Genomic DNA, 15,783 nt, shown 5'->3' with positions numbered 1-15,783 from the left:
TCACCCGATTTTGATCGGGTGGTAATATAGAGCGTCGTCGGTTTCCTCGACATTGACGGACACTTCATCGCCAATGCTGAGATACGCATCAACATCGATCCGTTTTGTCTCACGGACGGCTTCACGAACAGAGCGAGCAGGAATCAATCCACGGCGCCCATCGGGACCGACAGCAAGGGCATATTTGGGCCCGGTCTTCGTGACCCGCGCAGATATGGTTGCGGGGCGCTCACTATTCCCATTTGAGACAGGGGCCGGCCCACGTTCAGACGGTGCCAATGGAGAAGTCTGCTGATCAAGCTCTTCAGCGAGACTGTCAGCCATTTCGTCAACTTGCGCCAGCAATCCCGCCATTTGTTTGGCGTAGTTATTGTGAAACTCGTTTGGCTTCAGCGCCTCTCCAGGCTTGTACATGTCTTCGTGCGTCAACTCGCCCCATGCATCTTGGAGTCTGGTCTTGATCTGAACTTCGACCTTTACATCGAGATCGCCTTGATGGGTTGGGACCCGAACGAGGAGAACGGCGTGGTACGCGCGGTATCCGCTGTCCTTGGGGCTGGAGACGTAGTCGATTGGTTCTTCTGCAAAACGCATCGAGCATTGAGACGAACGGCAGGACGTCTCGAGTGCTTGACTGAACGCAAGCTGGTCTCTGGGACTTTTGCACAATACCTTGATGCCGACCAGATCGCCGAGGGCGTCAATCACCGCTTCCGGTGTCGTTGGCACCGCAATCTTTGCTTCGGCGATCTTGCGACGAACTTTGTCTGCGGCGCGTTCGGGCGACTTGATACGCGCGTTCTTGGCGTTCATTCGGTCACGGTCGACGTTGTCCAACAGCTCGTCTGCCAGTGTTTCCAGAAACGTCTGAGTGGTTACCAGCGCTGCGTCCCACGCTCGCGAGCGGCCCCGGTAGAGCTCGTCGACGAGCTTCTGAATGTTGTCTTGCTCCATTGAAGCACCTCCCCCAAGATCAGTATCGAGACTGGCGTCGCCGAATCCCGTTCACCGACACCTTATCCGTCGCACAGTTATAAATGCCGAGAGAGAAGTGTTCCGATTGCTGATGCGAGCTTGATGGGCACTGCATTTCCGATCTGCTTCGCGATCGCGGTTTTCGAGCCTACCCACTTGTAATCGTCTGGAAATCCCTGCAATCGAGCTGCTTCGAAGTGGGTGATTGCTCGGTTCTCTGTGGGATGGAGGTAGCGACCCTTTTCTGGCTTGAAGAATTCGGTGCGTATGGTCACCGACGGTCGGTCCGAGTGGAGCCGTCCCATGACGTCGCCGGAACCAGTTGTGTGCCTTCGCCAGCACGGCGCCTTCAGCTCGTCGGGCAGATCGAATCTGTTTCCGCCGATCGGGATGCTTGCGAATCGATCCAGCGAGAGCTGCTCGAAGTTTCGAGTTAGATGCAGTTCGGTTGTTTTGAATTCACCGGGCAGCATCTTGCCGTCTTCCAATTCTACGAAGCGACCTTCTGGCAGGAGTTGTTCGGTTACATGGGCTTTGATCCCACGGAGAGCTTCACCAACGGTGACATGTGCGTCCGCGTGGGTTTTCTGTGGTTCGCCAGGGTCCTCCATGTCACGATGCCGCCCAATGACCACGACGCGTTTCCGTGCTTGTGGCGCGCCGTAATCTGCAGCGTTCAGCGTGTGAGGTGTCAAGACATAGTCGGCGAGTTCGCCGCCTGTCTCGGTGATCTTGCAGAATATTTGAAACTCAGGCGACTTCAGGAACTGCGGGACATTCTCGAGGACAAAGTACTTCGGGGCGGCAAGGGCCACGGTTTTTGCATAGTGACGCCACATCTGATTTCTGGCGTCGTCTGCGTCCTGACGACCAAGCGCAGAGAACCCCTGACAGGGCGGTCCACCGACGACGAGATCGACTTCAGGGACCGCGTGGGTCTCGAGCCAATCCTCGATTCGGCCTTGGTGCATAACGTCCCCGAAGACCTGTTTGTACGTTTCAGCAGCGGCTCGATCCATTTCGACTGCGCCAGCGATTCGGTATCTCGCGCTGGATTCGTGGAGGCCCTGCGTCAGCCCGCCGGCGCCTGCGAAGAGGTCGAGTACCTGGATCGTCGATTCGTTCGCGCGCACAGGTGAAGAGTACCTGGTAGCGCCGACTGGGACGGCATGGCTTGGCGACGGTTGTCCGTCTATTGAGGCTCGGAGGGAATACGCCGAGCGAGGCGATGAGAAATTGTCGGAGAGATGCCGGTGATTGATTTTCCTTGGAACCCGGTGTTTGGCGTTGGTGCAACAGTAAGCGATTACTGACCGATATAGATTGAAAGCTCTGCCGTGGTGGCGGCATTACTTTGGTCGACGAATCGCGCGCAGGGTGCGAGGGCGATCCATTCGGAACATGACAATATTGACGCATTTGAACCCGAAGTGGCGATCCACATTTCGGTGATTGCGAAAGAGGTAGTGATGAGTGGGCCAGAGTGTGCGTTGGAATTGAATGCTGCACAGCGCGAGGTTTCAGACGCTTCCATCGGTGAGCGATTGCTCGTCGTTGCGGGGGCCGGTCAAGGCAAGACTGAAGTGGTGGCGTCACGTATCGGCCGTCTGGTTGCCGAGGAAGAGTTGTCTGCTTCAACCGAGATCTTGGTGTTGAGCTTTTCGCGCGCCGCGGTACAAGCGGTCAAGCTACGTTTAGATGCACGAGACATAGCTCGCGCGAATGTACGTACATTTGATTCGCTGGCCGGCCGCCTCTTGCTGGACGCAGATATCGAGCCTGTCGGTTCCTTCGAGGCAAGGATTCGGCAGGCAACCAAGTTGCTGATCGATAGTGACGAAGTTCCGTACGAGGTCGAGACACTTCGACATATCGTGATGGACGAGGTTCAGGATTTGGTGGGGGACCGCGCAGATTTTGTGCTGGCATTGCTTCGCAAGTTGGATCGTGATGTCGGTATCACTGCGCTCGGCGATCCGCTTCAAGGGATCTACGATTTTCAACTCGAGGATTCCAAGACAAAGACTCCGTCCTCTGCTGTCTTCGAAGCCCTGCGAGATGAATTCGGGCTCAAGCAAGTTGGGCTAGGCGACAACTATCGTGCACGTGGGTTGGACCCCAAGCAGGTTATCGAGCTGGGGGAAGTTCTGCGTGAGGTAGCAGACGCAGACGAAGGGCGAGCTGTCCTCGACGAATTTGAACAGAACCTCATCGACCGTGGAGACATCGAGGAATGGGCTTCATCAGTTCAACAGGAAGGCTCGCGCACTGCGATCCTGTGTAACACCAATGCTGAGGTCTTTCGTGTGTCGAGGTACCTGCGCGAAGCCGGTGTGCGCCATGTTGTTAGACGAACCGCACAGGAATTTGGGGCCGCGAGGTGGGTCGCGCAGGCATTGGGTTCATTGGTCGGTCAGCGTATCCCCAGATCGGAGGTCGAGGAGGCGCTGTCGCAGTTCTGCTCGCCGGAAATCGCGGAGGATCGGTGGTATCTATTGAAGTCTGCAGAGGGTGATTCGCGAAACCATAATCAGCTCAATCTTTCTCGTCTGCGTACGTTGATTCGGTCGGGCGCAATTCCATTGACCTTGACCGAACCTGACACGGCCGACGTCATCGTCTCGACGGTGCATAAAGCGAAGGGGCTCGAGTTTGAACGGGTCTTCGTTGTCGAGCCGAATTTCTCTCGTAAGGACGAAGACCCGTGGGTAGTGATGCGTGGTCGGTACGTTGCGCTGAGCCGGGCACGCGATGATCTTTTTCTGTGCAGGATCCCGAAGACCTGGGCGAGTTTCAAGTCCGAGTTTTGGATGAGGGATCGGCTGATGGAGAAAGTGTCGAGCAAAAAGTCAAAGTACAAGCGAACGAGATCCGTGGAGTTCCGCTACAGCGATACTGACGTTGACGCTCCTGTAAGTGCAGGCCAGATCAGTGCAGCAACAATTCAGTCGAATCTGCGTGACGACAAATTGATGGGACAGAGACTCGAGGCGACTCTGGACCTGGAGGTTTCTACGTCCGAACTGCCGATGTACTTGCTGACGACGGAAGACGGTCACACGATCGGACGGACCAGTGAGACCTTCAACGAGGAGTTCAAGAAGGCATTCAACCTCAAAGGTGGGTCGTGGCCGGCATCGTTGACAGGATTGTCGGTTGTCTCGGTAGAGACGGTGGCGGGAGATCCGGCTAAGTCGGAAAAGATGGATGTCAGCTTTGCAGGATTCTGGTTGGCTCCGCGAGTTTTTGGTCTGGCACAACCTGATTGGTCGAACATGGAGGAAATAGAGTGAGCTCATCAGTTGATTCCTCGCTTGACGAAAAGTATCGGTTCCGCGACGAGATGGTCGAGGAACTGTTCCGTGATGTCATCGGTCCGGGGGGTGGTGCATCTGAGGTGATCAAGGAAGCGCCATTGGATCGGTACATCGTCGGGGTCTTGTGGCCGGCTGATGAGGTATTGCAAGAAGAACCTGAGCCGGACGGGACTGAGCCAAGCGATCAGACTGCGACCGAAGACAGCCCGGTCGCTCAGGCTCGTATGCGATTCCCGTCGTCGATGGGACTCACCTTCTCAGTGAAGTTGGATGTCGCAACAACGGTCAAGATCTCCGCCAAGGCCGCGTACTACCTTCCGTTGGAGTCGCGAGACGACGGCGGGGAGAAGCCGAAACGCCGCCGGGAAAGTGATTGGCAGCGTCATGAGCTCGACATCGAACCCGTCATTCATGCAGTTGACGTGCCAGGAACTTACCGGCCCGAAATGCCGGAAGGGCTGGAGCTTTATGTGTATGTGCGACCAGTCCGCGAAGGTTCAGTAACGGTATCTGTGGCCTTGCGCAACACCCAGGAATCCGTGAAAGGTGAACTGCGCGACGCGAAAGCGTGGTTCCAAGTCGGGTTGATCATTGACACCGATTCGCCGGCGATCGTTGATCGCTCTCGTCAGCGAAATCTTGGTTCTGATCCTGACCTTGACGGCGCAGCTCTCTTGTACCGAAATATGCGGACTTTCGCGATCGGTCACGGCTGTGCGGTCGAATGGGCGGGATCAGATGCCGTCGGCGAGTGCATCGCGCAAGTTGCGACAACGTTCCTCCCGACACACGAAGTCCCACGTGCGAGGCCGGGCATCCTTGATGATTCGATCAATTTGCGCATGTCTTTCCTCTCCGACGCACCCGATGCGGAGGTTCTTGGGAGCCTGCGCGCAATGTCGCGGCAGTATCGGCAGTGGATTGGAAACCTCGAGGCGACGCTCGACGACGGTACCGCTGAAGTCGAGACGGATCTAGTGGACATCGCACGCAACAATATGAAGGCTGCGAAGCAAGCGGCCGATCGGATCGATGCGGGAATCTCCCGTCTGCAGAACGATGCTGACACGATGCGGGCATTTCGGTTGTCGAACAAGGCTATGCAGTTGCAGCGTGCAAGGCAGGTCTGGGTTCGTTCAGGAGCTACGGGCACAGCTGATGAGGGTTTGAACCAGCAGTGGTACCCCTTCCAGATTGCGTACATTCTTCTTAACTTGCCTGGTCTCAGTGATCCGAACCATCCTGATCGTGACATCGCAGACCTTCTGTGGTTCCCCACAGGCGGAGGGAAGACCGAGGCATACCTCGGCCTGGTTGCGTTCTCGATCTTTCATCGGCGTCTGAAAGATCCGAAGGCCGTTGGTGTGGCTGTCATCATGCGCTACACGCTGCGGCTCTTGACAATTCAGCAGTTCGAGCGCGCAACCATGCTCGTGTGCTCTCTTGAAACGGTGCGTTTGGCAAACCCAGAACTGGGATCGCGCGCATTCTCCATCGGCCTTTGGGTTGGTTCAGGTGGCACACCCAATAAGCTGGACGAAGCCAAGAAGTCGTTGCGCGACCTGAAATCTGGTCGTGAGTTGACGGAAAAGAATCCCGTTCAACTGACGCAGTGTCCTTGGTGTGGAAGTGAATTGGACTACAAGAACTATTCGGTGAAAATTGCTCCAGAACGGCACTTGCATATTGCGTGCGGAACGGCGGGTTGCGACTTCGCGGACGGTCTACCGGTGCACGTTGTCGACGAGGACATCTATCGGGCTCGCCCTGAGCTGATTCTGGGTACAGTCGACAAGTTTGCGGCAATGGCATGGAATGAGAACGTAGGCAAGATTTTTGCTCGTGATGGAGTTGGCTATGCGCCGGATTTGATCATTCAGGATGAGTTGCATCTCATTTCAGGTCCGTTGGGCTCGATGGTGGGACTGTATGAAACCGCGATTGACGCTGCCTGCGAGGTGAAGAATTTGGGGGAAGGGACTACTCGCGGCCGGGCCAAAATCATCGCATCGACGGCCACCATCAGGCGTGCTGAGAAACAGATCAGGTCGGTATTTGCCAGGGAGGCAGCGCAGTTCCCGCCGCCAGGGATCGACCCAGATCAGTCCTTCTTTGCGGAACCGGCGCCGCGTGACACCCACGGGACACGTCGATACGTGGGCATCATGACTCCGGGAACAAGCCACGCAACGCTCTTGGTACGTGTCTATTCGGCGCTGCTACAGGCGGCAAAGGACCTCGAGGGAGACGACGACACACGCGATCCCTATTGGACCCTGCTAGGTTACTTCAACAGTTTGCGTGTTCTCGGAAGTGCGTATCTCCAGGTCGAAGGAGACGTTAGAGAACGTCTACGGGTTGTAGCCAATAGGAGCGAGGGAGACCCACGAGAGATTCGTCGACTGAATGAGCTCACCAGTCGTGTGCCATCCTCGGAAATTCCAGGTGCGTTGAAGCAGATGGAAAGAGCGGTCAGCGACGGAACGCCAGACGACGTCGTGTTGGCGACCAACATGATTTCTGTGGGTGTCGACATCGATCGCCTCGGATTGATGGCGGTGATGGGCCAACCACAATCGAGTGCCGAGTACATCCAGTCCACCAGCCGGGTGGGCCGAAAGTATCCGGGGCTGGTAGTCACAATCTTCAACTCCGCGAGATCTCGTGACCGTTCACATTACGAGAGCTTCATTCCTTACCACCAAGCTCTTTACCGGGCAGTGGAGGCGACAAGTGCGACTCCTTTCGCGGCGCGTGCCCGAGATCGAGGGCTGCACGGTGTTTTGGTTTCACTTGCGAGACTGCTGGTTCCAGGACTTGCTACCGACGGTTCTGCGTATCTGGCGGAAGACAACTGGGACGGTCTCCGGCAGGTGGCGGACATCTTGGAGCGGCGGGTCGCAGAAGTGGCTTCGGAAGAATCTGACGATACGCGCGACCAGATCGACAAACTGCTGGAAGTTTGGGCCGAAGCCGGCGAACAAAAGCCTCGTATGAGGTATCGAAATTCCAAGAATCTGGATGCGGCTCTATTGGTGGACCCCGCGACCGCATTGACCAACGACACGATTGAGTATTCCCAGGACGAGGCTCCCTGGCCAACCCTTCAGAGCATGCGCGACGTTGATGCAGAAACTGGCCTGTACCAGATTCCGATGAGGAGAAAATAATGACAACTGGCGCCAAAGCACGCCGTAGCCAGCTCCTGAGCACTTACGGAATTGGCGGGCTATTCCCCTCAGAGTCAACAAGTTTCATGATCACAGGCTTGGACGACTGGAATGAGAGTCGAGCGCCAATCGTCAGCGAGCCACGCCTTGCGCGTTCGCTGCGGGTTCGGGAGTTGAAGTCACCGCCGGCAGGAACAGCTCGAGATGTCCCTGTCATCAGATTTCCTTACACTCAGGTATGCCCGTCCTGCCGCAGGATCGGATCGATCTTTGACCTCTCGGGGGATTGGAACGTCGCGAAATGTAATAAATGTAAGGACAAGGCTGACCTGGCACCGTTCCGTCTGATCACTGCATGCAACAAGGGGCACATTGACGAATTTCCGTACTACCGCTGGCTTCACAAGGGACAAAGCAGTGAGGGTGAAGACCATGAGATGCGTATGCAGTCCCTTGGTAAGACTTCGTCGCTGGCTGACTTGGTTCTGACGTGCACCTGCGGCGTGAATCCGAAGTCGTTGGACGGAACCTTCGGCCCTAAAGCTCTTGCCGAATACGGTCACTGCAGTGGTGCGCGGCCTTGGCTGGGGTTCGATCACAAGCAGGATTGCGCGGAGATCCCGAGGGTGCTTCAGCGCGGTGCGTCGAACGTCTGGTTGCCTGCCGTGCGATCTGCTATCTCGATTCCGCCATATTCGGAAGCACTTGCGAAATTTGTAGACCGGCATTGGATCGCCCTGGCGGACCCTGAGGCCGTGACTGACAAACTCTTAACGAATATCGCGGCTTCATCGAATGGAAAGTTCTCGGTCGATCAGATCAATGCCGAGGCTGAACGTCGCCGAGGGGATGACGAGGACGAGGAACTCACGGAAGACGCGCTCCGAAAGCAAGAGTATTCGGCGCTGATCGATGGCCGCGACGAGAGTCAAGGCTCCGACTTTGTCAGTATCAAAATGGATCGTGACTCGTCACTGCCGGACTGTGTCATGGAAGTGCGTAAGGTGACCCGACTTCGGGAAGTTCGTGCCCTGTACGGCTTTTCGCGGCTCAACGGCGTGAATGAACTTGGTGCCGACGGTCTCTGTGAACTGTCGCATGGCCGGAAAAGCTGGCTTCCGGCGATTGAAGTCATCGGCGAGGGTGTGTTTGTAGCGTTTGATCGGGCTCAACTCGATGATTGGGCGAAGAAGCGATTCGCTCAGGATCGTCGCAAGTTGCTGAAGCGAGCTGCAGATCGACAGGCAGTTGAATTTGGGCGAACTGAGGCAGCAGAGGTCGACATCGTGAAGGTGGCGATTCATACGCTCGCACATGTGTTGATTGATCAGCTGTCCCTCGATGCGGGGTATCCGGCGGCATCGCTGCGAGAACGGCTGTTTGTCGATGACGAGATGGCAGGGCTGCTGATCTATACGGCCAGTTCTGACTCGGCTGGCAGTCTCGGAGGCGTGGCTTCACAGGCTGAATCCGAGACCTTTGCTAGTGCGCTCCATGAAGGGTTGATCCGACTGTCGTGGTGCTCAGCTGACCCAGTCTGTGTCGAGGCAGGTGCATCCGGAACTGACGCGCTCAACCTGGCAGCGTGTCACGCCTGTGTGTTGGTTCCTGAGACATCGTGCGAGCTGAACAACACCTTTTTGGATCGTGCGTTGTTGTTCGGTTCTCCCGAAAACAATCAGGAGAATGAAGGCTTGTTCACCGCCGTTGTCGCTGCCGTCTAGGTCTGCCATCACGTGGAGGGGTGCTGAATGTCATCCCACCATGTGATGTGTCTGGCTGTTGCCTGGAGTACTGCGGAGACGAGTTTGTTTCGCGAGCTAATCTGATCTGGCTGTCCGATATGAGGAGTGACACGTGGCTGATATTGCCGCAGGTGAACGCGTAGTTGTTCGTGACGAGGAATGGCTCGTTCGAGCAGTCCGGAACACCGAAAGCGATGGGGCTCGCGTCGAGGTCACTGGGGTCAGTGAGTTGGTTCGAGATCAGGACGCGGTGTTCTTCGGAGCTCTCGACAAGATTGACCGACTGGATCCGCGGGACGGCAAGCTTGTCATCGATGAATCTGCCGGATTCCGCCGTTCGAGGCTTTGGCTTGAGTCTGTCCGACGGGGTAGTCCAGTTCCCACCAGCGACACCCGTATCGCCGTTGGCGACCGGGCACTACTTGATCGCATGGTTTACCAGCTCCGTCCGGCCGCGCAAGCACTGCAGAATCTCCGGCCCCGGATCCTGATCGGGGATGCGGTGGGCCTCGGCAAGACACTCGAGATCGGTATCCTGCTGTCGGAGCTAATCCGGCGTGGTCGTGGCGAGCGCATCCTGGTTGTCACGCCCAGGGCGGTGCTCGAACAGTTTCAGCATGAGCTGTGGACGCGGTTCGCAATACCGTTGGTGCGCCTGGACTCGAACGGCATTCAGAAGGTCAAGCGCGATCTGCCGAGTTCGCGAAATCCATTCAGTTACTACAAGCGGGTCATCGTCTCGATCGACACGCTCAAGAACCCTGCCAAGTACAAGCACCACCTGAAGGATCAGCAGTGGGACGCCGTCGTTATTGACGAGTGCCACAACTTGATCAACCGCACATCCCAGAACAACGAACTTGCCAGACTGCTTGCAGCACAGACTGATGCATTGATTCTGGCCAGTGCCACGCCGCACAATGGCAAATCTGAGTCGTTCGCGGAACTGATCAATCTTCTCGATCCCACCGCCATTTCGGATCGGACCGAATACACGGCCAAGGACATCGAGCACCTTTACGTCCGAAGGCACCGCAATTCGCCCGACGTCAAGTTGGATGTCGCGCATCGGTGGAAGCAACGACGTACCCCACGCGTGATTGAGGTTGTTCCCAATGCGGCCGAGGTAGCTGTGTTGCGCGAACTCGAGGACGTATGGCTTCACCCGGCGGGCGATTCTGTTGTCACGGGGCAAGGACGTCAGCTCTTTCCCTGGACACTGTTCAAGGCATTTCTCTCGTCCCCCAAGGCCCTCCGCGCAAGTGTCGGTCGACGGTTGAAGTCTCTCGACTCCGCATCATCTCCAGAGGCAAAAGCGCTCGTGCGCTTGGATGCTCTCGCCGAAGACGCTGATCAACAAGGATCTTCGAAGCTCAAATCGCTCGTCGAACATCTGAAGTCTGTCGGAGTAGGGAAGGGATCTACGACCCGCGTCGTTGTGTTCTCGGAGCGAATCGACACCCTGACGTGGCTGGGGGCTGAGGTCTCGAAGGCGCTCAAACTTCCAGTCAAGGCAGTGCAGGTGCTGCACGCTGGACTTCCTGACGAGAAGGTTCAGTCGGTAGTGGAGGGATTCGGCCAGGCTAATTCTGAAATTCGAGTCTTACTCGCTTCCGACATGGCTTCCGAAGGACTGAACCTGCACAAGGAATGTCACCAGCTCGTTCACTACGACCTCCCATGGTCGTTCATTCGAATTCAGCAGCGCAACGGCCGCATCGACAGATATGGGCAAATGCATGAACCGCAGATTGCGGCATTAGCACTCACCAGCGACTCCGATGACGTGCCGAGCGATTTGCGCGTGGTCACCAAGCTCCTTCTGAAGGAACACGAAGCCAATCTCGCGTTGGGTGACGCCGGAGTGCTCCTTGATGTGCATGACGCTGACATCGAAGAGAAGACTGTTATCCAGGCGATTCGTGAAGGGAAGGATCTGGATGACGTCGTTCCGGAGCCGACGCCTGCAGCCTTGAATCCGTTTGCGCAACTCCAAGTAACGGCCGGCAGCCATACCGGCGACCCGACACCCGAGCGCGCTCCACAGCGTTCGTTGTTCCAGGACGACGACAATTTCCTCGCGGACGCATTGAAGGACGTCGCGGCGGAACCCGGCGGCCACGGCTTGGATATCGCTCGCGACGAAGATACAGACATGATCGCATTCAACCCGCCGGCAGATCTTGTGCCGCGGTTTCGTGATCTGCCCTCTGAATACCTTGACGAGCAGAAGATTGACAAACGTCTCCGAGTATCGGGGAGTGTTGAATTCGCCGAAGGCCGGCTCGATAAAGCTCGGAAGTCAACTGACAGTGCGTGGCCGGACGTTCATTTCCTTGCTCCGGTGCACCCAGTTCTTGATTGGGCGGCTGACCGATCGGTGTCTCGGTTCGGACGCAACGAGATACCAGTTCTGTCAGGAGGTGTCAGCGAGCCAGTCTTCCTAACTCAGGCAGTCTGGTCGAATGCCAAGGGGCAACCGGCAATTGCGCACTGGGGCGCAGTTCGTGGGTTGCCTGGCAATCCCGAAGTCGGCGATTTCGACGAGACATTGGATCAAGCGGGCATCAGGGAAGGCGCCGCGAATGCTGGTTTTGGCGACGTGGATTTGGAAGTGTTGCAGGCCCTGGTCGCCGCTGCGGTAGATGCTGCGACTGAACACCTTCGTGACTGCCGCGACGACTTCGAAGCTGACTTGCTCCGGCGTATCGACGAGTATCGGAAGAGCCTGAAAGGTTGGGAACAAACAGTTCTCGAGATAGTGACGGAATCGGGACGGCGAACCGGATCGAAGCTTGAGATCTCCGAGACCCTCGACGAATCTTCCGCTCTCATCGACTCACTCGCTGCGAGCGGTGACCCCTTTGTTCGCGTTGTTGCTGTGATTGTGCCGAAAGCAGGTCTGTAACCAATGTTCGATTCAGTCTCCAACGTCAATGACTATCTATCTGAGCATTGGCTCGCCGAAGTCTTCCCCAACAAGCTGAAGGATCTTGCGAAAGGCTGGAAGGAACTCGATTCCCAGGGCAAGAACACTCCTGTTAAGGGGCTGTCGGCCATCAGCGGTAGCTATTTGACGGCGCTAGGAAAGCTACCCGAACCGAGTCAGGCGGATTTCGTCGAATCGGTGACCGACCTTCATCGGATGCTGCTCAGCGCAGTCGGTTTCGACAGCACCGAAACTGTTCTCGAAACCTTCCAGGGTGAAACACCGATCGCCGTCCCATTGTTGGGGCGCTTCGCCAGTGCTTCTGCGACGGACGCGCTGCACATCCTGCAGGCCGTACCGGCTATCGACGCCGATGCTCTGTTCTCGGCGGATGCAGAACTGATTTCCCCTCTGCAACTGTCGATTACAGGTGCAAAGACCGAGCTGCTGGGATCGGTATCGAAGGCTGTCACTCAGCTCTTCGTCAGTGACCATGCTCCGCGATATCTGCTCGTGATTGCGGGCAGCGTCGTGCTCCTGACTGATGCCGCCCGCTGGTCTGAAGGCCGGTACCTGGCGTTCGATGTTGCAACGGCATTGGACCGTCGCGATGAGAAAGCAACGGGCGAACTCGCACACCATGCTGGTCTTTGGTCTGCAGACGTATTGCTCCCGAACGATGACGGCAAGACGGCGCTGGATGCCTTTACCGAAGACTCCGAGAAACACGCAGTAGGTGTCAGCGAGGACCTTCGTGAGGGACTTCGTATTTCGATCGAGAAGATCGCCAACGAAGTTCTTGATCAGCGTCGTGGGGCGGGCAGGCCGGTCAATGGCATTCCTGAGCTTCCTAAGGAATTGACTATCCAGTCGCTGCGCTTTCTGTATCGAATCTTGTTCCTACTCTTCGCTGAAGCGCGACCAGAGCTTGGAATTCTGCCGGTCGGAGCACCCGAGTACGGATCCGGTTATGGCCTTGACCGCCTGCGCGAAATCACCCAGGTACCGCTGACAGGGAAATCGGCTGGCGGACATCACCTGCATGAATCTCTGAACCTGCTATTCAGGCTCGTCAACGATGGGCATGGCGCTGAGAATCGAAATGGCGACGGCCTCGTGTTCGAAGCGATGCGTTCGGACCTCTTCGATCCTGCTCGTACGCCGTTGATTGATGACGTAAAGATCAGCAACAAAGTACTGCAGGAAGTGCTGACCCTCCTTCTGCTGTCGAAGCCTTCGAAGAACAAGAACAAGCAGCGTGGCTACATTTCATATGCGCAGCTCGGCATCAACCAGTTGGGTGCCGTCTACGAGGGGTTGATGTCCTACTCAGGCCTGATTGCCGATGACGACATGGTCGAGGTAGCGAAGGACGGCAACGCGGACAAGGGCTCATGGCTCGTGCCATCCACCAAGTCGGGCGATTACGACGCTGACGATATTGTTTGGCGCGAGGATCGACTGACAGGGCGCAAGGATATCGTCCGACATCCGAAAGGGAGCTTTGTTTTTCGGCTGTCCGGCCGTGATCGCCAGCGCAGTGCATCGTATTACACCCCAGAAGTGTTGACCAAGACTGTCGTCAAGCATTCGCTGGCCGAGTTGATCACGGACGAAACAACTGCCGCCGAGATCCTTGAGTACCGGATCTGTGAGCCAGCGCTCGGCAGTGGCGCGTTCCTGAACGAGGCGATCAATCAGCTTTCTGCTGAGTATCTGACCCGTCGCCAGAATGAACTCGGCGACCGCATTCAGCCGGAGAACTATGCGACCGAGCTGCAGAAGGTCAAGGCGTACCTGGCGCTTCATCGCGCATACGGTGTGGACCTTAACGCCACCGCTGTTGAACTTGCCGAGGTTTCGCTCTGGCTCAATGTGATGCACAAGGGACTGCAGGCGCCGTGGTTTGGTCTGCACCTTCGCCGAGGCAACTCGTTGATTGGTGCGAGGCGTGCAACCTACGACTTCGCCTCGCTTGGGCGGGCAAAGAAGAGCTGGTTGAAGACACCGCCGACGGATAGGCCGCTGCCTGAAGGGCCGATCGGTGACGGTGAAATCCATCATTTCCTTCTGCCCGCTGACGGATGGGCGGCGGTAGCTGACGCAAAGCAAGCTAAGGAATTGGCTCCGGAAGCCGCTGCAGCACTGAAGAAGTGGCGTGCAGAGGCGACGAAGAAGCCGAGCGTGAAGCAACTCGATCGCCTTCGAGCGCTGTCGCGTCGTGTGGAACGGCTGTGGGAGCTAGCACTGCGTCGCCTACAGATTAGTGAACGAGAGGTATCGCGGCAGATTAACGTGTGGGGAGCTGACCTTCCAGCAATCACTGCAGCGGTAAGTCGTGAGCAAGTTGAATCTGAGCTGCATGATCCGGAGGGACCCTACCTGAGACTTCGGTTGGCGATGGACGCCTGGTGTGCGATGTGGTTCTGGCCTTTGACTGGGTCGGTTGAGGATTCCGACTACGACGACGACAACCACCCTGGTCCTCCAGATCTGGATGAGTGGATAAAGACGCTCGAAGGTCTCCTAGGTGTTGTGGGTATGGACGTTGCTGACGCTGGATTGAAGTAGACGGGCTGGCCCTTCGCGGCAGGATGGAAGTTGCGAAACAGACCATCAACAGCAAAGGGACCAGCCCTGTGACACACCGTAATGCTCCGCTGACTGTGGAGGGAAGACGACGACTCATCGAGCGGTGCCGCACTCGTCCGATCGCCCACGTCGCCGCCGAAATGGGCATCTCCCGACAATGCGCCTCCACGTGGGTCAACCGGTACCGCAAATACGGTGAACTGGGATTACAAGACAGATCCAGCGCACCGAACCATCAACCCACCGCCACCGCCGCAGAGATCGTGGCCGAGATCGAAGCGATGCGCCGGACCCGGAAATGGTCGGCCGCGCGCATCACGTTCGAACTCCGAATGGACGGAACGGTCATCGCTCGCCGGACGGTCACGAAACTCCTGCGGGATCTTGGTCTCAATCGCCGCCGGTTCATCGACCCGAACGGCGAAACGAACCGCAAACCCCAGGTCATCGCCGCGAAACGGCCTGGTCAGATGGTGCACGTCGACGTGAAGAAGGTCGGCCGCATCCCTGACGGCGGAGGTTGGCGCGTCCACGGGCGAGGTTCCGAGCAGGCCAAACGATCACAACGTCGGAAAACGAAGAACAAGCAGGGCCGCGTCGGCTACACCTATTTGCATTCCGCGATCGATGGCAACACCCGTTTGGCGTACACCGAGGCCAGAGACAACGAAACTGCCGCGACAGCCATCGATTTCATGAACAACGCCCGACTCTTCTTCGCGGCGCACGGCATCACCCGGATCGAGCGCGTGATCACCGACAACGGATCATGCTATCGGGCAGCAGATTTCACTGCTTCACTGCGGGAAGCGCGGCACTACCGGATCAAGCCGTACACGCCGAAACACAATGGGAAAGTGGAGCGCTACAACCGCATCCTCGCCGAAGAACTGCTGTACTCCCGCGAATACATCAGCGAAGCCGAGCGGCGCACTGCCGTCGAGGTGTGGAACATTCACTATAATTATCACCGACCGCATTCAGCACGCGGAGGACGACCGCCTGCCGCTTACCGCCGGCACCGCGTAACTAACGTCCGTGCCTCATACACCTAG

8 protein-coding genes are annotated in these 15,783 nt (G+C 57.1%); 6 read left to right on the top strand and 2 right to left on the bottom strand.

The genetic code is table 11. From position 1 onward, the window contains the following. Complete coding sequence (locus tag EHW12_RS20045; protein WP_075833834.1) at positions 1 to 954, bottom strand: RelA/SpoT protein; 954 nt, start codon at positions 952 to 954, stop codon at positions 1 to 3. A gap of 77 nt (positions 955 to 1,031) precedes the next feature. Further along, positions 1,032 to 2,108, bottom strand: a complete 1,077-nt coding sequence (locus tag EHW12_RS20040) for a DNA cytosine methyltransferase (RefSeq protein WP_125051556.1) — start codon at positions 2,106 to 2,108, stop codon at positions 1,032 to 1,034. A 207-nt stretch (positions 2,109 to 2,315) separates the two neighbouring features. On the opposite strand from EHW12_RS20040, the gene EHW12_RS20035 reads away from it, so the two are divergent. The 6 genes from EHW12_RS20035 to EHW12_RS20010 all read left to right on the top strand — a co-directional run bounded on the left by EHW12_RS20035 (position 2,316) and on the right by EHW12_RS20010 (position 15,783). Further along, positions 2,316 to 4,268, top strand: coding sequence for a UvrD-helicase domain-containing protein (locus tag EHW12_RS20035; RefSeq protein ID WP_241199009.1), 1,953 nt, complete (start codon positions 2,316 to 2,318; stop codon positions 4,266 to 4,268). After that, positions 4,265 to 7,462 carry a helicase-related protein gene (locus EHW12_RS20030; protein WP_241199008.1) on the top strand — a complete coding sequence of 1,066 codons (3,198 nt, stop codon included), beginning with the start codon at positions 4,265 to 4,267 and terminating at the stop codon, positions 7,460 to 7,462. The genes EHW12_RS20035 and EHW12_RS20030 overlap by 4 nt, the downstream gene beginning before the upstream one ends. After that, complete coding sequence (locus EHW12_RS20025) at positions 7,462 to 9,186, top strand: DUF1998 domain-containing protein (protein WP_125051554.1); 1,725 nt, start codon at positions 7,462 to 7,464, stop codon at positions 9,184 to 9,186. The genes EHW12_RS20030 and EHW12_RS20025 overlap by 1 nt, the downstream gene beginning before the upstream one ends. 133 nt (positions 9,187 to 9,319) lie before the next feature. Then, on the top strand, positions 9,320 to 12,115 hold the full coding sequence (locus tag EHW12_RS20020; protein WP_125051552.1) for a DEAD/DEAH box helicase: 2,796 nt from the start codon (positions 9,320 to 9,322) through the stop codon (positions 12,113 to 12,115). Between the two features lie 3 nt (positions 12,116 to 12,118). Further along, positions 12,119 to 14,707, top strand: a complete 2,589-nt coding sequence (locus tag EHW12_RS20015; RefSeq protein ID WP_241199007.1) for a hypothetical protein — start codon at positions 12,119 to 12,121, stop codon at positions 14,705 to 14,707. Between the two features lie 68 nt (positions 14,708 to 14,775). Further along, complete coding sequence (locus tag EHW12_RS20010) at positions 14,776 to 15,783, top strand: IS481 family transposase (protein ID WP_125050546.1); 1,008 nt, start codon at positions 14,776 to 14,778, stop codon at positions 15,781 to 15,783.

Origin of the sequence: Rhodococcus sp. NJ-530 (assembly GCF_003860625.1) — a bacterium.
GTDB lineage: Bacteria > Actinomycetota > Actinomycetes > Mycobacteriales > Mycobacteriaceae > Rhodococcus_F > Rhodococcus_F qingshengii.
The sequence above is the reverse complement of the archived record's forward strand: the minus strand, read 5'-3'. Positions and strand labels throughout refer to the sequence as shown.